The organism is Enterobacter cloacae complex sp. P47BA, assembly GCF_014930485.1.
GTDB lineage: Bacteria > Pseudomonadota > Gammaproteobacteria > Enterobacterales > Enterobacteriaceae > Enterobacter > Enterobacter bugandensis.
On sequence record NZ_JADBRF010000014.1, the window covers coordinates 118532 to 140925 of the forward strand.

Consider the following 22394-nt stretch of genomic DNA (forward strand, 5'->3'; position numbering starts at 1 on the left):
AAAATAAGAGGTATTACAGAAGGGAGATAAGATAATTGGTGCGAGGGGGGGGACTCGAACCCCCACATCCGTAAGGACACTAACACCTGAAGCTAGCGCGTCTACCAATTCCGCCACCTTCGCATACCATCGATACTGTAAAAGTATCGTAACCACGGAGGCGCATTCTAGATGTTTTCAGCTTTACGTCAACAGAAAAGTGCGCACCTTTTATTGATTGCTGCAAAAATGGACGGAATTGCGACGCCTGCTTGCCGGATGGCGCTGGCGCTTATCCGGCCTGCATTGTATGGCGAATTATTTCTTTGCCTGACGCGTCATCACGGTGCGGTAGACCTTAAAGCGGCCCGTCTGGGCGATCACTTCGTGGAAGCCGAAGGTTTCGTCCAGCACTTTCGGGTACGCCAGGAAGGCGTTCGCCACGATGCGCAACTCGCCGCCGCTGTTGAGGTGACGAGTCGCGCCACGGATCAGGGTTTGCGCAGCTTCGAGGCTGGTTTCCATCCCGTCGTGGAACGGCGGGTTAGAGATGATCATGTCAAAGCGGCCGGTGACGTCAGAGAAGACGTTGCTGGCAATCACGTCTCCTTCAATGCCGTTGGCCGCAAGCGTTGCGCGGCTTGCTTCAACCGCCGGGGCGCTCACGTCACACAGCGTTAAACGCACTTTTGGTGAATGGCTGGCAAGCACCGTTGAAAGCACGCCCGCGCCGCAGCCCACGTCCAGCACTTTGCCTTTGGTGTGCGGTGTCAGGGTGGAGAGCAGCAGCTTGCTGCCCGTATCCAGCGCGTCACGGCTGAAGACACCCGGCAGGGTTTTGATGGTCAGGCCGTCAAGCTGGTACTCGTCCCAGTATGCCTGCGCATCAAACGTTGTCTGTTTTTCCAGACGGCCATGATACAGACCGCAGCGGCGCGCGCTGTCGACTTTGGTCAGCGGCGCGTAGGCTTCCAGCATCTGCTCGGCGCTACGGACACCGCTGCGGTTTTCACCGACCACGAAAATATCGCAGCCAACCGGCAGCAGGGAGAGCAGGTTCATCAGCTGGAACTGGGCTTCCGGCTTGTTCTTCGGCCAGTAGTAGATCAGCGTATCGCAGTCGGCAATATCGCTCTGCTCCGCCACCAGGCTGAAGCGTGCGCGCTCGCCCATCTGGCGGCTCAGCACCTGCCAGTGGTGGTAGTATTGGGTGTGGGCACGGCTTTCAGCACAGTCAAAACGCGCGGGCAGGTCATCCTGCATATCTCCGGCAAACAGAATACGGCTTTCTTCGAAATCATCACTGTGACGCAGCAAGACTTCACTTGCCGGGGTAAATGCAGACATGAATTGTTCCTCAATAAACTCAGGCGGGGATTATAGTAGGTAGATGGCGCACTTTCGACACATTTGCTATATTTGCGCGCCTGAGAGACAGGAGTTATCCCTATGACATCCCGACGAGACTGGCAGTTGCAGCAGCTGGGCATCACCCAGTGGGCTTTGCGTCGCCCGACGGCGTTGCAGGGCGAAATCGCCATCTCCATCCCCGCGCACGTTCGGCTGGTGATGGTGGCGGAAGAACTGCCTGCCCTGAATGAGCCCCTGATCGGTGATGTCCTTCGCAGCCTGAAGCTGACGCCCGACCAGGTCTTACAGCTGACGCCGGAACGGGTTGCCATGCTTCCTCCTGATAGCCGCTGTAACAGCTGGCGCATCGGAGAGACAAACGACATCTCTCTTCAGGGGAGCCAAATCAGCTCACCAGCGCTGGACGAGCTGAAAGCCAATCCAAAGGCGCGCAGCGCGCTATGGCAACAAATCTGCGAATATGAACACGATTTCTTCCCTCACGACGCCTGACCTGACCGCAGCGTTCGCGATTGAAACACGCGCCCACGCCTTTCCGTGGAGCGAAAAAACGTTTGCCAGCAATCAGGGCGAGCGCTATCTGAACTACCGTCTGGACGTTGACGGCACCCTGGCCGCGTTTGCCATCACGCAGGTGGTTCTTGACGAGGCGACGCTGTTTAACATCGCCGTCGACCCGGCGTTTCAGCGCCGTGGGCTGGGCAGAGAACTGCTTGAGCATCTCATTCGTGAGCTCGAAACCCGCGACGTTTTCACCCTGTGGCTGGAGGTGCGCGCGTCGAATGTCGCCGCCATCGCGCTCTATGAAAGCTTAGGCTTTAACGAGGCGACAGTCCGACGTAACTACTACCCCACCGCAGAGGGACGTGAAGACGCCATTATCATGGCTCTGCCAATTGGATAACGAATATAAGGTTGTAACGATGAAATGGGACTGGATTTTCTTTGATGCCGACGAAACGCTGTTTACGTTTGACTCGTTCGGCGGCCTACAGCGGATGTTTCTCGACTATAGCGTGACCTTCACCGCCGAAGATTTTCAGGACTATCAGGCGGTCAACAAGCCGCTGTGGGTGGATTACCAGAACGGTGCCATCACTGCGTTACAACTTCAGCACCAGCGATTTGACGTCTGGGCGGAGCGCTTAAAGGTCAGTCCGGGGACGCTGAACGAGGCTTTCCTTAACGCCATGGCCGATATCTGTGCGCCCCTGCCGGGCGCGGTTTCCCTGCTGAATGCGTTGAAAGGCAAGGTGAAACTGGGGATCATCACCAACGGTTTTACCGCGCTGCAGCAAATCCGCCTTGAGCGCACCGGCCTGCGCGATCATTTTGACGCACTGGTGATCTCCGAAGAGGTTGGGGTGCCGAAACCGGATCCGCGAATTTTCGATTATGCACTGGCGCAGGCCGGTAATCCCGACCGCGATCGCGTGCTGATGGTGGGTGATACCGCAGAGTCTGATATTCTTGGCGGTATGAAGTCAGGTTTGTCGACCGTCTGGCTGAATGCGCATGGCCGCGTGAAGCCTGAAGGCATCGAGCCAACCTGGACCGTCACGTCATTGACCGAACTGGAGCAACTCCTGTGTAAACAATGATTGCCTGCCCCCCGTTGATGGGTAAAATAGCCGCAATTTTGTATTCCATGATGCGTGGCGTGCTGCCGCGCTTATAAAAGAAGATTTAATTATGACGTTGTCTCCTTATCTGCAAGAGGTGGCCAAGCGCCGTACTTTTGCCATTATCTCGCACCCGGATGCCGGTAAAACGACCATCACCGAGAAGGTGTTGCTGTTCGGACAGGCGATCCAGACTGCGGGTACCGTTAAAGGCCGTGGCTCCAGCCAGCATGCAAAATCTGACTGGATGGAGATGGAAAAGCAGCGTGGTATTTCGATTACCACCTCCGTGATGCAGTTCCCGTATCACGACTGCCTGGTGAACCTGCTGGACACCCCGGGGCACGAAGACTTCTCCGAAGATACCTACCGTACCCTGACGGCGGTGGACTGCTGTCTGATGGTGATCGACGCCGCGAAGGGTGTAGAAGATCGTACCCGTAAGCTGATGGAAGTTACCCGTCTGCGCGATACGCCGATCCTCACCTTTATGAACAAACTCGACCGTGACATCCGCGATCCGATGGAGCTGATGGATGAAGTGGAAAACGAGCTGAAGATCGCCTGTGCGCCAATCACCTGGCCAATTGGCTGCGGTAAGCTGTTCAAAGGGGTTTATCACCTCTATAAAGACGAAACTTACCTGTATCAGACCGGTAAAGGCCACACCATTCAGGAAGTGCGCATTGTGAAAGGTCTGGACAACCCGGATCTCGATGCCGCCGTTGGCGAAGAGCTGGCCGCGCAGCTGCGCGACGAGCTGGAGCTGGTGAAGGGTGCGTCTCACGAGTTCGACAAAGAACTGTTCCTGAGCGGCGAAATTACCCCGGTCTTCTTCGGTACCGCGCTGGGTAACTTCGGCGTTGACCACATGCTGGACGGTCTGGTGGAGTGGGCACCTCAGCCGATGCCGCGTAAAACCGACACCCGCGAAGTGGAAGCGAAAGAAGAGAAGTTCACCGGCTTCGTCTTTAAAATTCAGGCCAACATGGACCCGAAACACCGCGACCGCGTGGCCTTCATGCGCGTGGTGTCCGGTAAGTATGAGAAAGGCATGAAGCTGCGCCAGGTGCGCATCGGTAAAGATGTCGTGATTTCCGACGCGCTGACCTTTATGGCGGGCGACCGTTCGCACGTTGAAGAGGCATATCCGGGCGACATCATCGGTCTGCACAACCACGGTACGATCCAGATCGGCGATACCTTCACCCAGGGCGAGATGATGAAGTTCACGGGTATTCCGAACTTCGCACCGGAGCTGTTCCGTCGCATTCGTCTGCGCGATCCGCTGAAGCAGAAACAGCTGCTGAAAGGCCTTGTTCAGCTCTCTGAAGAGGGTGCCGTCCAGGTGTTCCGTCCAATCGCCAACAACGATCTGATTGTCGGCGCGGTCGGTGTGCTGCAGTTCGACGTGGTGGTTGCGCGCCTGAAGAGCGAGTACAACGTGGAAGCGATTTACGAATCGGTCAACGTGGCGACCGCGCGCTGGGTTGAGTGTTCTGACGTGAAGAAATTCGAAGAATTTAAGCGTAAGAACGAAATTCAGCTGGCGCTCGATGGCGGCGACAACCTGACCTATATCGCGCCAACGATGGTCAACCTGAACCTGACGCAGGAACGTTATCCAGACGTTCAGTTCCGCAAAACGCGCGAACACTAATCCCCTCCCGGAGCACGGCAATCGCCGTGCTCTTCTTTTATTCCTGTCTTATTAGTCCCTTGCGGAATGTTCTTAATTCACCGCAAATTCACGCTATTCGCGCGTTTTTTACGCAATTCTGAAAGCGGCATTGTGAGAGTGATCTATATTTAACTCAGTGTTTAGCACCGGGCATGGATGAATTAACTGTTCAATGCATGTCGATTGGTTCTCCATTTCACCCGTGTGTTTATTCGCGATATATAAAACTACTAAGGAAGTATTTAGCCCGAATAACGGGTAAAACACAGGAATACATCGATGAATATGACAAGACTGAAGATTTCTAAAACTCTGCTGGCTGTAACACTGGGTAGCGTTCTGGTTAGCGGTTCCGCCCTGGCGGAAAGCAGCACCATGGATAAAGCACAGTCCACGGCCGACACCGCAGGGCAAAAAATCGATAGCTCTATGAATAAAGTCGGTAATTTCATGGACGACAGCTCTATCACAGCAAAAGTGAAAGCCGCACTGGTGGATGATGAAGCCATCAAGAGCACCGATATTTCCGTTAAGACCGACAAAAAGGTCGTTACCCTGAGTGGCTTTGTTGAAAGCCAGGCCCAGGCCGAACAGGCTGTGAAGGTGGCGAAGGGTGTCGAAGGTGTCGCATCCGTGAGCGATAAACTGCACGTTCGCGACGGTAAAAACGCCTCGGTGAAAGGTTATGCCGGTGATGCCGCTACTACCAGCGAAATCAAAGCTAAACTGTTAGCAGATGACATCGTGCCGTCTCGTAAGGTGAAAGTGGAAACCACCGATGGCGTGGTTCAGCTTTCCGGTACGGTTGATTCACAGGCGCAAAGTGAACGCGCCGAGTCAATTGCGAAAGCCATTGATGGTGTTAAAAGCGTTAAAAACGATCTGAAAACGAAGTAATTCTGGACCATTCGCCCGTAAGGTTTAACCCTGCGGGCGAAATAAGAACGACTCTGGAAAAACGCCGGTGAGTGACCTGAGCGCTCACGTTTAGCGGCCGACATTAACTATGGTAAAGGAGAAGCTTATGTTTCGTTGGGGCATTATATTTCTGGTTATCGCGTTAATTGCCGCCGCATTGGGCTTTGGTGGTCTGGCAGGTACAGCGGCATGGGCAGCTAAAATTGTCTTCGTCGTCGGTATTATTCTGTTCCTGGTCAGCCTGTTTACGGGTCGTAGACGTCCGTAGCAAACGCAATATTCCTTCAACAAAATAAAGCCAGTCACTGCGACTGGCTTTTTCTTATTTGCGTTACAGGTCGGGTGCGTTACTGTGGAGTGATAAAATAATCAAAAAAGGAAAGCAGAGGTGGGGCAACGAATTCCCGTTACGCTCGGCAATATTGCGCCGCTGACGTTAAAACCGTTTAGTGCGGGTCAACTCGCACTGGTCTGCGAGGGGGGAGGACAGCGCGGCATTTTCACCGCCGGCGTGCTGGATGAATTTATGCGCGCGCAGTTCAACCCGTTTGACCTCTACTTCGGCACGTCCGCCGGGGCGCAGAATCTCTCTGCCTATGTCTGTAACCAGCCCGGCTACGCGCGAAAAGTGATCATGCGCTTCACCACGGCGAAAGAATTTTTTAACCCGGTGCGCTTCGTGCGCGGCGGCAACCTGATCGATCTCGACTGGCTGCTGGAGTCGACCTCCAGCCAGATGCCGCTGGCCATGGATACCGCTGCCCGCCTGTTTGATAGCGGCAAAGAATTCTGGATGTGCGCCAGCCGGGGGGATGACTATTCGCCGGGCTATTTCTCACCGCAGAAGGAGAACTGGCTCGACATCATCCGCGCCTCCAGCGCTATTCCCGGTTTTTATCGTACCGGCGCGCTGCTGGATGGCATCAGCTATCTGGACGGCGGCATCAGCGACGCGGTGCCGGTGCAGGAAGCCGCGCGACGCGGGGCGAAAACTATCGTGGTGATCCGTACCGTTCCGTCGCAAATGTATTACACCCCCCAGTGGTTTAAGCGGATGGAGCGCTGGCTGGGCGACAGCAGCCTGCAGCCGCTGGTGAACATCGCGAAGCAGCATGAAACCACCTACGGCGCGATGCAGCGCTTTATTGAAAAACCCCCGGGCAAGCTGCGCATCTTTGAAATTTATCCGCCTAAGCCGCTGCTGAGCATGGCGTTGGGCAGCCGGTTGCCTGCGTTGCGTATGGATTACAAAACGGGGCGGCTGTGCGGGCGTTACTTCCTGGCGACCGTCGGGAAAATGCTGGCCGAGCAACCGCCTCTGCATCGGCATAAACGCATTATTACGCCACCTGCAATTGTCGCCAATGACGCCCTGACCATGCCGCTGTTGGACATTCCGCAGGCGAATGACGCTTTACTGGATAATGAGGATCTGGCGTGACGCACCGCTTTGTTGATACCCACTGCCACTTTGATTTCCCGCCGTTTACGGGGAATGAAGCGCTAAGCATTGCGAAAGCTGCCGAAGCCGGCGTGCAGGCCATCATTGTGCCGTCGGTTGAAGCGGCCTATTTTACCCGCGTGCTGGATCTCTCCGCGCGATACTCCGCGCTTTATGCCGCGCTCGGCCTGCATCCGATTGTGATTGAGCGCCATCGTGATGAGCATCTCGAAGAGCTGGATCGGGTGCTGCAACGTGCAGGAGAGAAACTTGTCGCCATCGGCGAGATCGGCCTCGATCTCTATCGCGAAGATCCGCAGTTTGAACGCCAGCAGACGATCCTTGACGCGCAGCTTCGGCTGGCAAAGCGTCACGATCTGCCGGTGATCCTCCACTCCCGACGCACTCATGACAAACTGGCGATGCACCTGAAGCGCATCGACCTGCCGCGAAGAGGCGTAGTGCATGGTTTTTCCGGCAGCCTGCAGCAGGCGCAGCGTTTTATTGAACTGGGCTATAAAATTGGCGTCGGTGGCACCATCTCCTATCCGCGCGCCAGTAAAACCCGTGACGTAATGGCGCAGCTGCCTCTCTCTGCGCTGTTACTGGAAACGGATGCCCCCGATATGCCGCTGAATGGTTTTCATGGGCAGCCGAATCGCCCGGAACAGGCGGCGCGGGTGTTTGACGTGCTGTGCGAACTGCGTCAGGAACCTGAAGAGGTCATTGCCAGCGCGCTGCTCGAAAATACCCGTTCGGTTTTTGGCATCACGCTATAGATAAAGCGCCGGACGAATCACCGTTATCTTCTGTTTTTCCAGCGCCCGCGCCAGCGGTTCAATATCCTCCTCCGTGGCGCTACGCCATGACGCCGCCTCGCCGTAAACTCCGTGTGCATGAAACGCGTTAATACGCACCGGAACATTCCCCAACTCGAGGATGAACGCGATCAACGGTTTGATATGTTCCAGATAATCACACTGTTCCGGGATGACCAGCAAGCGGAGCTCCGTCAAACGGTGACGGTCTGCCAGCCAGCGAATGCTCTCCTTAATCTGCGGGTTTTCGCGTCCGGTCAGGAAGCGGTGATGTTCATTCCCCCACGCTTTGAGATCCAGCATTGCGCCATCCAGCACCGGCAGCAGTTTTTGCCAGCCGGTTTCGCTTAGCAGACCGTTGCTGTCTACCAGGCAGGTTAAATGATGTAGCTCAGGATCGGTTTTGATCGCGGTAAATAGGGCGATCAAAAACGGCAGTTGGGTTGTGGCTTCGCCGCCGCTCACGGTGATCCCTTCGATAAAGGGCGCGGATTTACGGACCTGAACGAGGATCTCGTCGACGCTCAGGCGGTGCGCCATGGGCGTGGCCTGCTGCTGGCACAGGCGCAGGCAGGTGTCGCACTGCTGGCAGTGACTCTCCTGCCACCAGACGCGTCCGGCCTGAATGGTCAGCGCGTCGTGCGGGCAGTGGGGCACGCAGTCCCCGCAGTCGTTGCAGCGCCCGATGGTCCACGGGTTGTGGCAGGTTTTGCAGCGCAGGTTGCAGCCCTGCAGGAACAGCGCCAGGCGGCTGCCCGGCCCGTCCACGCAGGAGAAGGGGATGACCTGACTAACTAAAGCGCATCTGCTGTTCATGGCTTATCACGCGCGGCTGACGTTCCAGAATACGGGTATTGCGTGCGGCCTCTTCCCCCAGCCACGTGGTGTTCGTTCTTGAACCCGCTTCCCGGTATTTCTCCAGATCCGACAAGCGAACCATATAGCCGGTCACGCGTACCAGATCGTTACCGGCCACATTCGCGGTGAACTCACGCATACCGGCCCTGAACGCCCCCAGGCAAAGCTGAACCACCGCCTGCGGATTGCGTTTTACCGTCTCATCCAGCGTTAAAATATCGCTGATCCCGGAATGATAGTGTTTATGGTGCGGCGCTACGGCCAGCAGATGATTGACAGGATCCGGTTCGTCACCGTACGGCAGACGCGCCCCCGGCGTGGTGCCCGAATCGGAGCTGATGCCTGACTGGGCGTGAAGCATCGCGCGATGCTTCCAGCCGTGCTTCACCGGCGTATTTTCAACAAACGCCGCAAGCTGTTCGCTGATGCGATAACCCAGCCCGTTGGCCTGCTCGTCTTTCCCGTAACGCCCCGCCATGCCTGCTTTCTCACACAGTACGTTCACCGCTTCGGCAAGACCGTACATGCCAAACATCGGCACAAACCGATCGGCATCAATCAGCCCCTCTTTTACCAGGAAGCTATTCTCAAAGAAGCCGGATTGCCCGTACAGAAAATCGCAGCGCGCATCGATGATGGCGATTTGCTGCTGGCAGTAGTGCGGTAGCGTGTGGGTGAAGAAGTCGTCAATGGATGTGCTGTGTTCGGCGATTGCCTTGAGGTTAAGGCGCACCAGGGTGCTGCCACCGCCCGCCAGCGGCAGAGAGTTGTAACAGCTCACCACGCCAAAACGGCCTTTTGTGAAAATTTTATCATTCACCGGACCGTTTGAAATATGCGGTTTGCTGCATTCACAAATGTTTTTTGCCACCTCAAGCAGTAAATCGTCCGGGGTGATATCGGGATCGTAGATAAAGGTCAGATTGGGTGCAACCTGCTTCATTTCAGCATCTGCACGCAGAATGGCACGGGTGACAGGGCCGTCGGCGGGCCCGATGTTGGCATGCATAAACGCATCGGGCAGCGTTCTGTCGAGATAGCGCCAGAAACGTTTTATTCGGCTATCGATTTCTTCTTGTGTTAGAATTCTAACATACGGGTTCAGTAGTGCATCAAGCTGCCCCAGATAGACCGGCATTGATGTCACTGAAGGAACATGGTGATAGAGAATAGTTAACAGAGAGAGGGCGTCATCAAGATCTTTCGCGCCTTCCAGCTCCAGCCATTCCGAACCGTTAGCCAGGAATTTTTCATAATCCGGCAGCACGTAACGCGGTTTGTAGGGGGCATGACCTTCGTACATGTCGCAGATAAACCCCTCGTCCAGCGCGGCGCGGGCGGCCGGAGATAGCGTCGGGTAGGGCAGGTAATTTTCCGCTTCCAGCGCCAGAAAATGACGTTTTTGCTCCGGGGTTAACAGCGGGCTTGTCACAATGTGCTGGCAACGTTGTTGCAGGGCGTCGGGCATGTTCACTTCCTTGAATGTTCTGCGGATGATGAACGGATTGTAGGAAGCCAGCCTGCCGGCGCTTTTGATCCAACAAGGGGTATCGCTGCTTTAGTCAGCAACTTGCACGCTAAAGTTTGAAGAAGATCTCATTACAGTAATGCAAATTTGTACGCAGTTTTCATTAACTGTGATGAATGTCGAAGTGTGGATGCGGGTGAATGTTAGAATACTCACAGACCCGCAAGGTAAAATTTATACGGCACTGCCGTTGGAGAATGTTATGACCGATTTAACTGCAAGCAGCCTGCGCGCGTTGAAGCTGATGGACCTGACCACCCTGAACGATGACGACACCAATGAAAAAGTCATCGCCCTGTGCCATCAGGCAAAAACGCCAGTGGGTAACACCGCCGCCGTCTGTATCTACCCGCGCTTTATCCCGATTGCCCGCAAAACGCTGAAAGAGCAGGGCACGCCGGACGTGCGCATTGCAACCGTGACTAACTTCCCGCACGGCAATGACGACATTGAGATTGCGCTGGCGGAAACCCGCGCGGCAATTGCCTACGGCGCAGACGAAGTTGACGTGGTGTTCCCGTACCGCGCGCTGATTGCCGGCAACGAGCAGGTCGGTTTTGACCTGGTGAAAGCCTGTAAAGACGCGTGTGCGGCGGCAAACGTGCTGCTCAAAGTGATCATCGAAACCGGTGAGCTGAAAGAAGAGGCGCTGATTCGTAAGGCGTCAGAAATCTCCATCAAAGCCGGTGCGGATTTCATCAAAACCTCTACCGGTAAAGTGCCGGTCAATGCGACCCCGGAAAGCGCGCGCATCATGATGGAAGTTATCCGCGATATGGGCGTATCCAAAACCGTGGGCTTCAAACCTGCGGGCGGCGTACGTACCGCGGAAGACGCGCAGCAGTTCCTGGCGATTGCCGACGAACTGTTTGGCGCTGAGTGGGCTGACTCCCGCCACTACCGCTTCGGCGCGTCCAGCCTGCTGGCAAGCCTGCTGAAGGCGCTGGGTCACGGCGACGGTAAGAGCGCAAGCAGCTACTGATTGCCAGACAATGCCGGATGACGCTTCGCTTATCCGGCCTACAGGATCGCAGGGCGGGTAAGCGTACCCGCCGCCATTCACCCGATTCCGCATGGGGGTTACCGTGTTTCTCGCACAAGAAATTATTCGTAAAAAACGTGATGGTCTTGCTTTAAGCGACGAAGAAATTCGCTTCTTCATCAACGGCATTCGTGACAACACCGTCTCAGAAGGGCAGATTGCTGCCCTGGCGATGACCATTTTCTTCCACGATATGTCGATGCCTGAGCGCGTGTCGCTGACCATGGCGATGCGAGATTCAGGAACCGTTCTGGACTGGAAAAGCCTCAACCTCAACGGCCCGATTGTGGACAAACACTCCACCGGCGGCGTGGGTGATGTGACTTCGCTGATGCTCGGCCCTATGGTGGCAGCCTGCGGCGGTTATGTTCCCATGATCTCCGGGCGCGGCCTGGGCCACACCGGCGGTACGCTCGACAAACTGGAAGCCATTCCGGGCTTCGATATCTTCCCGGATGACAATCGCTTCCGCGATATTATTAAAGACGTTGGCGTGGCGATTATCGGCCAGACCAGCTCTCTTGCTCCGGCAGACAAGCGTTTTTACGCGACGCGTGATATTACCGCCACCGTAGACTCCATCCCGCTGATCACCGCCTCTATCCTCGCCAAAAAACTGGCGGAAGGGCTGGACGCGCTGGTGATGGACGTGAAGGTGGGCAGCGGCGCGTTTATGCCGACCTATGAACTCTCTGCTCAGCTTGCCGAAGCGATCGTTGGCGTCTCCAACGGCGCGGGCGTGCGCACCACCGCGCTGCTGACCGACATGAACCAGGTGCTGGCCTCCAGCGCCGGTAACGCGGTTGAAGTCCGCGAAGCCGTGCAGTTCCTCACAGGTGAATACCGTAACCCGCGCCTGTTCGATGTCACCATGGCGCTGTGCGTTGAGATGCTCATCTCCGGCAAGCTGGCCAAAGACGACGCGGAAGCCCGCGCGAAGCTTCAGGCGGTGCTGGACAACGGCAAAGCGGCGGAGATCTTTGGCCGCATGGTGGCGGCGCAGAAAGGCCCGACCGATTTCGTCGAAAACTACGCGAAATACCTGCCGACCGCGATGCTCAGCAAAGCTGTTTATGCGGATGGCGAAGGTTTTGTCTCCGCCATGGACACCCGCGCGCTTGGCATGGCTGTTGTATCTATGGGTGGCGGTCGTCGTCAGGCATCGGACACCATTGATTACAGCGTCGGCTTTACCGACATGGCCCGTTTGGGCGATAGCGTCGACGGCCAACGTCCGCTGGCGGTGATCCACGCGAAAGACGAAGCCAGCTGGCAGGACGCGGCGAAAGCGGTGAAAGCGGCAATATCTCTTGACGATAAAGCACCGGAAACCACACCGACGGTCTATCGTCGTATCACTGAATAGCGGTATACTGATCTGATCGCATTTTTATGAAGCACTAAGTACGGAGAACAATTATGAAACGTGCATTTATTATGGTGCTGGACTCATTCGGCATCGGCGCAACCGAAGATGCAGAACGTTTTGGTGACGTGGGTTCCGATACCATGGGTCACATCGCGGAAGCCTGTGCAAAAGGCGAAGCGGACAACGGTCGTAAAGGCCCTCTGACTCTACCTAACCTGACCCGCCTCGGGCTGGTAAAAGCACATGAAGGCTCTACCGGTAAAATCGCAGCCGGTATGGACGGCAACGCGGAAGTGGTGGGCGCCTACGCCTGGGCGCACGAGCTCTCTTCCGGGAAAGATACCCCGTCCGGTCACTGGGAAATCGCCGGCGTGCCGGTGCTGTTTGACTGGGGCTACTTCTCCGATCATGAGAACAGCTTCCCGCAGGAGCTGCTCGATAAGCTGGTGAAGCGTGCCAACCTGCCGGGCTACCTCGGTAACTGCCACTCTTCCGGCACCGTGATTCTGGATCAGCTCGGCGAAGAGCACATGAAAACCGGCAAGCCGATTTTCTACACCTCTGCTGACTCCGTGTTCCAGATTGCCTGCCACGAAGAGACGTTTGGCCTGGATAAACTCTACGAGCTGTGCGAAATCGCCCGTGAAGAGCTGACCGAAGGCGGCTACAACATTGGCCGCGTAATCGCGCGTCCGTTTATCGGCGACAAAGCGGGTAACTTCCAGCGTACCGGTAACCGTCATGACCTGGCCGTTGAGCCACCGGCACCTACCGTGCTGCAAAAGCTCGTCGACGAGAAAGGCGGTCAGGTTGTTTCCGTGGGTAAAATCGCGGACATTTACGCCAACTGCGGTATCACCAAAAAAGTGAAAGCGACCGGTCTGGATGCGCTGTTCGATGCCACTATCAAAGAGATGAAAGAAGCAGGCGATAAGACCATTGTCTTCACCAACTTCGTGGACTTCGACTCCTCCTGGGGCCACCGTCGCGATGTAGCCGGTTATGCTGCGGGCCTGGAGCTGTTTGACCGCCGTCTGCCGGAGCTGATGGAGCTGGTGGGGGAAGATGACATTCTGATCCTGACCGCAGACCACGGCTGTGACCCAACCTGGACCGGTACCGACCACACCCGTGAGCATATTCCGGTACTGGTGTACGGCCCGAAAGTGAAGCCTGGCTCGCTCGGTCACCGTGAAACCTTCGCGGACATCGGCCAGACCATTGCGAAATACTTTGGTACGTCTGACATGGAATATGGTAAAGCCATGTTCTAAATCATGTTGGGTGCGGTCTGATGCCCTCACCCCGGCCCTCTCCCACAGGGAGAGGGTGTAAAGAATAAACAATGTAAAAGGAACTGAAGATGGCAACTCCTCACATTAATGCAGAAATGGGTGATTTCGCTGACGTCGTATTGATGCCGGGCGACCCGCTGCGCGCGAAGCACATTGCAGAAACCTTCCTCGAAGACGTGCGTGAAGTGAACAACGTTCGCGGCATGCTGGGCTTCACCGGTACCTATAAAGGCCGCAAAATCTCCGTTATGGGCCACGGCATGGGTATCCCGTCCTGCTCCATCTACACCAAAGAGCTGATCACCGATTTCGGCGTGAAGAAAATCATCCGCGTAGGCTCCTGCGGTGCGGTGCGTATGGACGTTAAGCTGCGTGACGTGGTGATCGGCATGGGCGCATGTACCGACTCCAAAGTTAACCGCATCCGCTTTAAGGATCATGACTTTGCGGCAATCGCTGACTTTGACATGGTGCGTAACGCGGTTGACGCGGCAAAAGCGCTGGGCGTTGACGCACGCGTGGGCAACCTGTTCTCTGCCGATCTGTTCTACTCGCCAGAAGGCGACATGTTTGATGTGATGGAAAAATACGGCATCCTGGGCGTGGAAATGGAAGCGGCCGGTATCTACGGCGTGGCGGCTGAGTTTGGTGCGAAAGCGCTGACCATCTGCACCGTGTCTGACCACATCCGTACCCACGAGCAGACCACCGCTGCCGAGCGTCAGACCACCTTCAACGACATGATCAAAATCGCGCTGGAATCCGTTCTGTTGGGCGATAAAGAGTAATTCTGTCTCTTCCCTCCCTCTCCCTGTGGGAGAGGGCCGGGGTGAGGGCACCAAACCGCACTTAGCGCACGGCCTGTGCAATCCACGCCGACAGCTCCCGCAGCTCTTTTTCCTGCTCCGGAAAATCCCCTGTCAGCGCGTCGCACTCCTGCTGCAGCATATCCGCCCGATACAAACAGCCCTGCAAGCGGGCCGCCAGCGCTTCCAGCGGTGCCGGGTTGAGGCTGTCCGTAAACACCTGCGTGCGGGTAATGTGGCCTTTCTCCACGTCAAAGTGCAGCTCCACGCCGCCCCAGGTAAAACGTTCGTCCAGCAGGTGTGAAAACGCCGGGGCCTGGCCGAAGTTCCATTCCCAGCTGCTCTGGCGTGCAAAGGTTTCGGCGAAGTTGGGCAGATCCGGGGTCTTATCCGGCGAAATCACTTCCGCATCCACGCGCTCGCCGTAATGTTCAAAGAACGCTTCACGGATCGCGTCGCAAATCTGCTCGTGCGTAATCCCCGGCAGCAGCTCCACCAGATTCGCCACGCGTCCGCGCACAGAGGTAATGCCCTTAGCCTGGAGCTTTTTCTTATCAGGATTAAGGTAGTTCGCCAGACGGCTCAGGTCGGCGTTCAGCAGCAGGGTGCCGTGGTGGAACCCGCGATCCATCGTTTCGCGGTAGGCGGAGCCGGAGATCTTGCGGTCGCCCTCGGGCGTTTTGACCACGAGATCGTTCCGCCCCGAGGCTTCAGCCGTCACGCCGAGCGCATTGAGCGCGTTGAGCACAATAGACGTAGAGATAGTTTTGTCGTATTCCGGTTTTTCCGCCATAAAGGTAAAGCAGGTATTGCCCAGATCGTGAAACACCGCGCCGCCGCCGCTGCTCCTGCGTGCGAGACGGACGTTGTCCTCTTCCATACGCCGGGTGTTGCACTCTTTCCACGGGTTTTGCGCGCGGCCGATGACCACCGTATCGGCGTTACGCCAGAGAAACAGGACGCGCTGGGTGGCGGGCATCTGGCGGAAGATGCACTCTTCAACCGCGAGATTAAACCAGGGATCGTGAGAGTCAGAGATAAGCAGGCGTAACGTCGTCATGGCAGAGTTCCTTTTCCATATCTTTCGCCTACTTTATCACTATTCCTTCTTCTCGCTCTCTTCGTCTTCGGGAACCGACCTGCTGGCGGTCAGCAGGAACGGCGACTGCTGCCAGCGGGTACGCTTGCCCTGAAGCAACGTGCGCGCCAGCACGACGCCAATCGCCAGCGAGAGTAACAGCATCAGGCGCAGAATATTGGTGGTGTTATCCACCTGCTTAGCTTCTGTTGGCAGGGTGTGGGTATCCAGCGTCAGGCGCAGATACCCCAGCGGGCCATTTTTACCCTGAACGGGTTCGACAATCTGCTGGTTGAAATAGCCTCCGGCTTTTTTGCCGTCCAGCGCCAGCCTGTCGCGCAAGTCGACGTGCTCACCGGCGCGGGCAATCAGGTCGCCTTTTTCATCGTACACGCCCGCATCCAGAATGCGGCTGTTTTCCGTGAGCTGACGCAAGACCTGGCCTATCCGCTTATCGTCCGGCGTTTCATTGCGCATCAGGGGCGCAACGTTGAGCGTCACCTGACGCGCCAGGGTACGGGCCAGCTCTTCAAACTGCGGGTTGCGCTGCCGCTGATGATTCTGGCTAAACCACGATGCCCCTTGCATCAATGCGACTAACAGTGCGAGACAGATCAGGACAATCACGGCGCGATGAAGCCGGAATTTCAGTTTTGCGCGAGCCATATTCCACCTGCTGAAAATTTAGGGCTTAATGTTGCCAGAAGTGATGGTTACAGGGTAGCCTCATGCGTTATTTTCCCTCTGGAACCTTCCGGCGCGAACAAAATTACAGGAGCTTTAATGCCGAACATTACCTGGTGTGACCTGCCAACGGATGTCTCTTTATGGCCAGGATTGCCGCTCTCGTTAAGTGGCGATGAGGTGATGCCTCTGGATTACCACGCTGGCCGTAGCGGCTGGCTCCTCTATGGACGCGGTCTGGATAAGCAACGCCTGACCCAGTATCAAACCAAACTGGGCGCGGCGATGGTCATTGTTGCCGCCTGGTGCGTGGAAGATTACCAGGTCATTCGCCTCGCGGGTTCCCTGACGCAGCGCGCCACGCGTCTGGCGCATGACGCCGGGCTGGACGTTGCGCCTCTCGGCAAAATTCCGCACCTGAAAACGCCGGGTCTGCTGGTGATGGACATGGACTCCACCGCTATTCAGATCGAATGTATTGACGAGATTGCTAAACTGGCAGGCAGCGGCGAGCTGGTGGCGGAAGTCACCGAGCGTGCGATGCGCGGCGAGCTGGACTTCACCGCCAGCCTGCGCCAGCGCGTGGCGACCCTGAAAGGGGCCGATGCTAACATCCTGCGCCAGGTGCGCGACGTGCTGCCGCTGATGCCGGGGCTGACGCAGCTGGTGCTGAAGCTCCAGTCCCTCGGCTGGAAAGTGGCGATCGCCTCCGGTGGCTTTACCTTCTTTGCGGATTATCTACGCGAGAAACTGCATCTGACCACGGTGGTCGCTAACGAGCTGGAAATCATGGACGGCAAGCTGACCGGCCAGGTGATCGGCGATATCGTGGATGCCCAGTACAAAGCCAATACCCTGACGCGCCTGGCGGAAAAGTATGAGATTCCGGTCGAGCAGACCGTCGGCATTGGCGACGGCGCGAACGATCTGCCAATGATCAAAGTGGCTGGCCTTGGCATTGCCTACCATGCCAAACCAAAAGTGAATGAAAAGACGGAAGTCACTATCCGTCACGCTGACCTGATGGGGGTGTTCTGCATTCTCTCCGGCAGCCTTAATCAGAAATAATGAGGTAAACCGTGGCGAAAGCTCCAAAACGCGCATTTGTCTGTAATGAATGTGGTGCGGATTATCCGCGCTGGCAGGGGCAATGCAGCGCCTGTCATGCCTGGAACACCATCACCGAAGTGCGTGGTGTGGCGGCTTCGCCGAGCGTGGCCCGCAATGAACGCCTGAGCGGCTATGCCGGTAACGCGGGCGTGGCGAAGGTGCAAAAACTTTCTGACATCAGCCTCGAAGAGCTGCCGCGCTTCTCCACCGGGTTCAAAGAGTTTGACCGCGTGCTCGGCGGCGGCGTGGTGCCGGGCAGCGCGATTCTGATCGGCGGTAATCCGGGCGCGGGTAAATCGACCCTGCTGCTGCAAACGCTCTGCAAGCTCGCCGAACAGATGAAAACCCTGTACGTGACGGGTGAAGAATCCCTCCAGCAGGTGGCGATGCGCGCTCACCGTCTCGGCCTGCCGACCGGTAACCTGAACATGCTGTCGGAAACCAGCATCGAGCAGATCTGCATGATCGCCGAAGAAGAGCAGCCGAAGCTGATGGTGATCGACTCCATCCAGGTAATGCACATGGCGGACATTCAGTCCTCGCCGGGCAGCGTGGCGCAGGTGCGTGAGACCGCCGCTTACCTGACGCGCTTTGCCAAAACGCGCGGCGTGGCGATTGTGATGGTCGGCCATGTGACCAAAGATGGCTCTCTGGCGGGTCCGAAGGTGCTCGAACACTGTATCGACTGCTCGGTGATGCTCGACGGCGACGCGGATTCCCGCTTCCGCACCCTGCGCAGCCACAAGAACCGCTTCGGCGCGGTGAATGAGCTGGGTGTGTTTGCTATGACCGAGCAGGGGCTGCGCGAGGTCAGCAACCCGTCGGCCATCTTCCTGAGCCGCGGCGATGAGATCACCTCCGGCAGTTCGGTAATGGTGCTGTGGGAAGGGACGCGCCCGCTGCTGGTTGAAATTCAGGCGCTGGTGGATCACTCGATGATGGGTAACCCGCGACGCGTGGCGGTCGGTCTGGAGCAGAACCGCCTGGCGATCCTGCTGGCGGTGCTGCACCGGCACGGCGGCCTGCAGATGGCGGATCAGGATGTGTTCGTCAACGTGGTTGGCGGGGTGAAAGTCACTGAGACCAGCGCAGACCTGGCGTTGCTGCTGGCGATGGTCTCCAGCCTGCGCGACAGACCGCTGCCGCAGGATCTGGTCGTCTTCGGTGAAGTGGGTCTGGCCGGGGAAATCCGTCCAGTGCCGAGCGGACAGGAGCGTATCTCCGAAGCGGCAAAACACGGCTTCCGTCGGGCGATCGTTCCCGCCGCCAACGTACCGAAAAAAATCCCGGAAGGGATGCAGGTCTTTGGCGTTAAGAAACTCGCAGATGCGTTAAATGTCTTTGACGACTTATAATTACGTATTCGATTTTGCAGGAGGCACCGTAATTTATGTCATCATTTGACTACATCAAGACCGCGATCCGCCAGAAGGGCTGCACGCTGCAGCAGGTGGCGGACGCCAGCGGCATGACCAAAGGCTACCTGAGCCAGTTGCTGAACGCCAAAATCAAAAGCCCCAGCGCGCAGAAGCTTGAAGCGCTGCACCGCTTTCTGGGGCTGGAGTTCCCGCGAATGCAAAAGAACATCGGCGTGGTGTTCGGCAAGTTTTATCCGCTGCATACCGGGCATATCTATCTGATCCAGCGCGCCTGTAGCCAGGTGGACGAGCTGCACATCATCATGGGCTACGACGAAACGCGCGATCGCCAGCTCTTTGAAGACAGCGCCATGTCGCAGCAGCCCACCGTGCCTGACCGTCTGCGCTGGCTGCTTCAGACCTTTAAGTACCAGAAAAACATTCGCATTCATGCCTTTAATGAAGAGGGCATGGAGCCGTATCCGCACGGCTGGGACGTGTGGAGCAACGGCATCAAAGCGTTTATGGAAGAGAAGGGCATTGCGCCTAACTGGATCTACACCTCTGAAGAGTCCGACGCGCCGCAGTTCCGCGAGCATCTGGGCATCGAGACGGTGCTGATCGACCCGAAACGCACCTTTATGAACATCAGCGGGGCGCAGATCCGCGAGAACCCGTTCCGCTACTGGGATTATATTCCGACCGAAGTGAAGCCGTTCTTCGTGCGTACGGTGGCTATTCTGGGCGGCGAGTCGAGCGGTAAATCAACGCTGGTCAACAAGCTGGCGAACATCTTCAACACCACCAGCGCGTGGGAGTATGGACGCGATTACGTCTTCTCGCACCTCGGCGGCGACGAGATGGCGTTGCAGTATTCCGACTACGATAAAATCGCGCTCGGGCACGCCCAGTACATTGATTTCGCGGTGAAATACGCTAACAAAGTGGCGTTTATTGATACCGATTTCGTCACCACGCAGGCGTTCTGTAAAAAGTATGAGGGGCGCGAGCACCCGTTCGTGCAGGCGCTGATTGACGAATACCGCTTTGACCTGGTGATCCTGCTGGAAAACAACACCCCGTGGGTGGCTGATGGCATGCGCAGCCTGGGCAGCTCGGTGGACAGGCGCGAGTTCCAGACCATGCTGGTGGAGATGCTTAACGAGAACAACGTTGAGTTTGTGCATGTGGAAGAGTCGGATTATGACACCCGCTTCCTGCGCTGCGTCGAGCTGGTGAAGGAGATGATGGGGGAGCAGGGGTAATAACTTCCCCTCGCCCTTTTGGGGTGAGGGGGAATACCTCAGAACTCAACCACCACCTTCCCGCGCATATGCCCCTCCAGCACCTTACGGTGCGCTTCGGTAATGCTTTCTACGCTCAGCCCGTGCAGCGTTTCGCTGAGCGAGCTTTCCACCACGCCGTTATCCACCAGCTTCGCCACCTCATTTAAGATCTCACCCTGACGCGCCATATCAGCGGTCTGGTACATGCTGCGGGTGTACATAAACTCCCAGTGCAGGGCGGCAGATTTGGACTTCAGCTTGTCCTGGTTCAGCGGATGTTCATTCTCAACGATGGAACAAATATGCCCCTGCGGCGCAATCAGTTCACTGACCGCATCCCAATGCCCGTCGGTGTCGTTGAGGATGAAAATATAATCCACGAAGGTAAGCCCCTGCTTCGCCAGCTCGCCTTTTAGATCGCGGTAGTTGACCACTACGTCAGCACCGCGATCGCGGCACCATTGGGCGGAATCTTCTCGTGAAGCGGTTGCGATAATCTTCACCTTGCTGTTGTGCTTCGCAAACGGGATCGCCAGCGATCCCACGCCGCCTGCGCCGCCGATGATCAGCAGGGTTTTGTCCGCTTCGGCATCCTGAATATTCAGCCGTTCAAACAGACCTTCCCACGCGGTGAGCGCAGTTAAGGGTAGCGCAGCGGCTGCCGCCCAGCCGAGGCTGGCTGGCTTGTGGCCGACAATGCGCGCATCTATCAGCTGATGAGTGGTATTGCTGCCCGGGCGGGTGATGTCGCCCGCGTACCACACCTCATCACCTGGTTTGAAGCCAGTGACGCCAGCTCCAGCGGCTTTGACGACCCCGCTGGCATCCCACCCCAGAATTCGCGGCTCGTTCAGCCCATTTTTGGCGATGCCTGCATGCACTTTGGTATCAACCGGGTTAATAGATACGGCTTTCACCTCTACCAGCAGATCGTGTTCGCCAGGCGTCGGCATTGGCGGGGTGATTTCAATGAAGGTGGACGGATTTTCTGGGTTAACGGCAATGGCTTTCACTGACATGGTGTGCTCCTCAATGGAATGCGTTTTGTTGAGGCTAGTCTATTAAGTGGCCAGCCGCATGATAAGATGGACAATCATGAACTCAGCGTTCGTACAGGGTGAACAATCATGTTTAAACAGCTGCAGGATATGGCGCTGTTTGCGCTGGTGGCGGAGATGGGCAGTTTTACCGTGGCGGCGCAGAAAGCCGAACTGCCGAAATCCAGTGTCAGCCAGCGGATCAGCCAGCTGGAGCAGCAGGTGGGGATCCGTCTGCTTAACCGCACCACGCGCAGGATCAGCCTGACGTTCGCGGGAGAGCACTATCTGGTGCACTGTCGCGAGATGCTGGCGGCCAGCGAGCGGGCGGAGTATGCCATTCAGCGCCTGCGTGAAAACCCCAGCGGCCGGCTGCGTATTACCTGCCCGGCGGGGATTGGCGCGACCCTGCTGGCGCATATGAATGCCGAGTTTCAGCTTCGCTATCCTGACGTGTCGCTCGATGTATCGATCTCTGACGACGTGGTGGACCTGGTCGAGTCCGGTTTTGACGTGGCGCTGCGCACCGGCAAGCCGCAGGACTCCTCTCTGATAGGCAGAATGATCGGGCACTGCCCGCGCTACATGCTGGCCTCGCCGGACTACCTGGCACGCCGGGAGCCGTTAATCCATCCCCGACAGCTGGTGGAGCACCGCTGTATTACGCACCGGGCGTGGTCGGAGTGGCTGCTGCGAAGCGAGAGCGAGGATTACCGCTACCTGCCGGACAACGGCCACATGACCGATAATCTGGTGTACGCCCGCGAATGCGCGATTGCCGGGGCGGGGATCACGCTGCTACCCGCATTTCTGCTGGAAGATAAGATCGAAAAGGGGACGTTGGTTCAGGTGCTGCCGGAATGGCGCGTTGAAGGTAACGATCTCTGGCTGGCCTATCCGAGCCGGAAGCTGAATTCGCCCGCGCTGATGAGCTATATCGAGTTTGCGATGCAGTTTGATGAGGTGAAGCGGTATTACGTGGGTGGGTGATGTTGTGCGGCCTGATGCCCTCACCCTGAATAAAAAACGGCAACCGAGGTTGTAATGCCAGTCAGTTAAGCAACTGACTGGCTTTTTTTCGGGGCTGTGGAGTATCTCCAGGGCCTTTCCTTT

At 56.9% G+C, this 22394-nt stretch carries 22 protein-coding genes and 1 tRNA gene; 16 read left to right on the forward strand and 7 right to left on the reverse strand.

The genetic code is table 11. The features are described from left to right. Window positions 1-36: 36 nt before the first annotated feature. Window positions 37-123 (reverse strand) — tRNA-Leu (locus IM299_RS15420). Window positions 124-297: 174 nt separating this feature from the next. After that, window positions 298-1326, reverse strand: a complete 1029-nt coding sequence (gene rsmC / locus IM299_RS15425; protein ID WP_047367286.1) for a 16S rRNA (guanine(1207)-N(2))-methyltransferase RsmC — start codon at window positions 1324-1326, stop codon at window positions 298-300. A 102-nt stretch (window positions 1327-1428) separates the two neighbouring features. On the opposite strand from rsmC, the gene IM299_RS15430 reads away from it, so the two are divergent. The 8 genes from IM299_RS15430 (at window position 1429) to IM299_RS15465 (ending at window position 7791) form a co-directional block, all read left to right on the forward strand. Next, a complete protein-coding gene (locus tag IM299_RS15430; protein ID WP_041911296.1) occupies window positions 1429-1842 on the forward strand; it encodes a DNA polymerase III subunit psi in 414 nt (137 codons plus the stop codon). Next, window positions 1811-2254, forward strand: a complete 444-nt coding sequence (gene rimI / locus IM299_RS15435; protein WP_028015431.1) for a ribosomal protein S18-alanine N-acetyltransferase — start codon at window positions 1811-1813, stop codon at window positions 2252-2254. The genes IM299_RS15430 and rimI overlap by 32 nt, the downstream gene beginning before the upstream one ends. A gap of 19 nt (window positions 2255-2273) precedes the next feature. Further along, window positions 2274-2951, forward strand: a complete 678-nt coding sequence (gene yjjG / locus IM299_RS15440) for a pyrimidine 5'-nucleotidase (protein WP_041911295.1) — start codon at window positions 2274-2276, stop codon at window positions 2949-2951. 91 nt (window positions 2952-3042) lie between these two features. Beyond that, complete coding sequence (gene prfC / locus IM299_RS15445) at window positions 3043-4632, forward strand: peptide chain release factor 3 (RefSeq protein ID WP_028015433.1); 1590 nt, start codon at window positions 3043-3045, stop codon at window positions 4630-4632. Between the two features lie 300 nt (window positions 4633-4932). After that, a complete protein-coding gene (gene osmY / locus IM299_RS15450) occupies window positions 4933-5550 on the forward strand; it encodes a molecular chaperone OsmY (RefSeq protein WP_028015434.1) in 618 nt (205 codons plus the stop codon). A 127-nt stretch (window positions 5551-5677) separates the two neighbouring features. Beyond that, entirely contained in the window at window positions 5678-5839 is a 162-nt protein-coding gene (locus IM299_RS15455; RefSeq protein ID WP_003856556.1) for a DUF1328 domain-containing protein, read from the forward strand. 120 nt (window positions 5840-5959) lie between these two features. Further along, window positions 5960-7012 carry a patatin family protein gene (locus tag IM299_RS15460; RefSeq protein WP_041911294.1) on the forward strand — a complete coding sequence of 351 codons (1053 nt, stop codon included), beginning with the start codon at window positions 5960-5962 and terminating at the stop codon, window positions 7010-7012. Continuing rightward, complete coding sequence (locus IM299_RS15465) at window positions 7009-7791, forward strand: TatD family hydrolase (RefSeq protein ID WP_193357766.1); 783 nt, start codon at window positions 7009-7011, stop codon at window positions 7789-7791. Before IM299_RS15460 ends, IM299_RS15465 begins: the two co-directional genes overlap by 4 nt. Here IM299_RS15465 and IM299_RS15470 read toward each other — a convergent pair. Together IM299_RS15470 and IM299_RS15475 are read right to left on the reverse strand one after the other, a co-directional pair. After that, the gene (locus IM299_RS15470) at window positions 7786-8646 is read right to left on the reverse strand and encodes a YjjW family glycine radical enzyme activase (RefSeq protein WP_193357767.1); all 861 of its coding nucleotides are present in this window, start codon (window positions 8644-8646) and stop codon (window positions 7786-7788) included. The genes IM299_RS15465 and IM299_RS15470 overlap by 6 nt on opposite strands. Further along, on the reverse strand, window positions 8621-10156 hold the full coding sequence (locus IM299_RS15475) for a YjjI family glycine radical enzyme (RefSeq protein ID WP_193357768.1): 1536 nt from the start codon (window positions 10154-10156) through the stop codon (window positions 8621-8623). The genes IM299_RS15470 and IM299_RS15475 overlap by 26 nt, the downstream gene beginning before the upstream one ends. Window positions 10157-10418: 262 nt before the next feature. On the opposite strand from IM299_RS15475, the gene deoC reads away from it, so the two are divergent. The 4 genes from deoC to deoD all read left to right on the forward strand — a co-directional run bounded on the left by deoC (window position 10419) and on the right by deoD (window position 14710). Beyond that, window positions 10419-11198: a deoxyribose-phosphate aldolase gene (deoC, locus tag IM299_RS15480; RefSeq protein WP_032644972.1), complete on the forward strand. Its 780-nt coding sequence runs from the start codon at window positions 10419-10421 to the stop codon at window positions 11196-11198. 103 nt (window positions 11199-11301) lie between these two features. Next, window positions 11302-12624 carry a thymidine phosphorylase gene (gene deoA, locus IM299_RS15485; protein ID WP_041911290.1) on the forward strand — a complete coding sequence of 441 codons (1323 nt, stop codon included), beginning with the start codon at window positions 11302-11304 and terminating at the stop codon, window positions 12622-12624. 53 nt (window positions 12625-12677) lie between these two features. Next, complete coding sequence (gene deoB / locus IM299_RS15490) at window positions 12678-13901, forward strand: phosphopentomutase (RefSeq protein WP_059357846.1); 1224 nt, start codon at window positions 12678-12680, stop codon at window positions 13899-13901. An 89-nt stretch (window positions 13902-13990) separates the two neighbouring features. Beyond that, window positions 13991-14710: a purine-nucleoside phosphorylase gene (deoD, locus tag IM299_RS15495; RefSeq protein ID WP_003856538.1), complete on the forward strand. Its 720-nt coding sequence runs from the start codon at window positions 13991-13993 to the stop codon at window positions 14708-14710. Window positions 14711-14771: 61 nt separating this feature from the next. Here deoD and lplA read toward each other — a convergent pair whose 3' ends face one another. Both lplA and IM299_RS15505 read right to left on the reverse strand, forming a co-directional pair. Further along, a complete protein-coding gene (gene lplA, locus IM299_RS15500; protein ID WP_193357769.1) occupies window positions 14772-15788 on the reverse strand; it encodes a lipoate--protein ligase LplA in 1017 nt (338 codons plus the stop codon). A 39-nt stretch (window positions 15789-15827) separates the two neighbouring features. Further along, the gene (locus tag IM299_RS15505; protein WP_193357770.1) at window positions 15828-16472 is read right to left on the reverse strand and encodes a YtjB family periplasmic protein; all 645 of its coding nucleotides are present in this window, start codon (window positions 16470-16472) and stop codon (window positions 15828-15830) included. A 117-nt stretch (window positions 16473-16589) separates the two neighbouring features. On the opposite strand from IM299_RS15505, the gene serB reads away from it, so the two are divergent. Genes serB through nadR form a run of 3 tightly spaced genes read left to right on the forward strand, consistent with a single transcriptional unit; the run spans window position 16590 to window position 20223 of the window. After that, on the forward strand, window positions 16590-17558 hold the full coding sequence (gene serB / locus IM299_RS15510; protein WP_028015444.1) for a phosphoserine phosphatase: 969 nt from the start codon (window positions 16590-16592) through the stop codon (window positions 17556-17558). An 11-nt stretch (window positions 17559-17569) separates the two neighbouring features. Continuing rightward, the gene (gene radA, locus IM299_RS15515) at window positions 17570-18955 is read left to right on the forward strand and encodes a DNA repair protein RadA (protein ID WP_023293325.1); all 1386 of its coding nucleotides are present in this window, start codon (window positions 17570-17572) and stop codon (window positions 18953-18955) included. Window positions 18956-18990: 35 nt separating this feature from the next. Beyond that, a complete protein-coding gene (gene nadR / locus IM299_RS15520; RefSeq protein WP_003856522.1) occupies window positions 18991-20223 on the forward strand; it encodes a multifunctional transcriptional regulator/nicotinamide-nucleotide adenylyltransferase/ribosylnicotinamide kinase NadR in 1233 nt (410 codons plus the stop codon). 38 nt (window positions 20224-20261) lie between these two features. Here the strand turns inward: nadR and IM299_RS15525 are convergent, their stop codons facing one another. Next, the gene (locus IM299_RS15525; RefSeq protein WP_047367294.1) at window positions 20262-21263 is read right to left on the reverse strand and encodes a zinc-binding alcohol dehydrogenase family protein; all 1002 of its coding nucleotides are present in this window, start codon (window positions 21261-21263) and stop codon (window positions 20262-20264) included. A gap of 108 nt (window positions 21264-21371) precedes the next feature. Between IM299_RS15525 and IM299_RS15530 the strand changes: the two genes are divergently transcribed. Continuing rightward, entirely contained in the window at window positions 21372-22271 is a 900-nt protein-coding gene (locus IM299_RS15530; protein WP_193357771.1) for a LysR family transcriptional regulator, read from the forward strand. The last annotated feature ends 123 nt before the right edge of the window (window positions 22272-22394 follow it).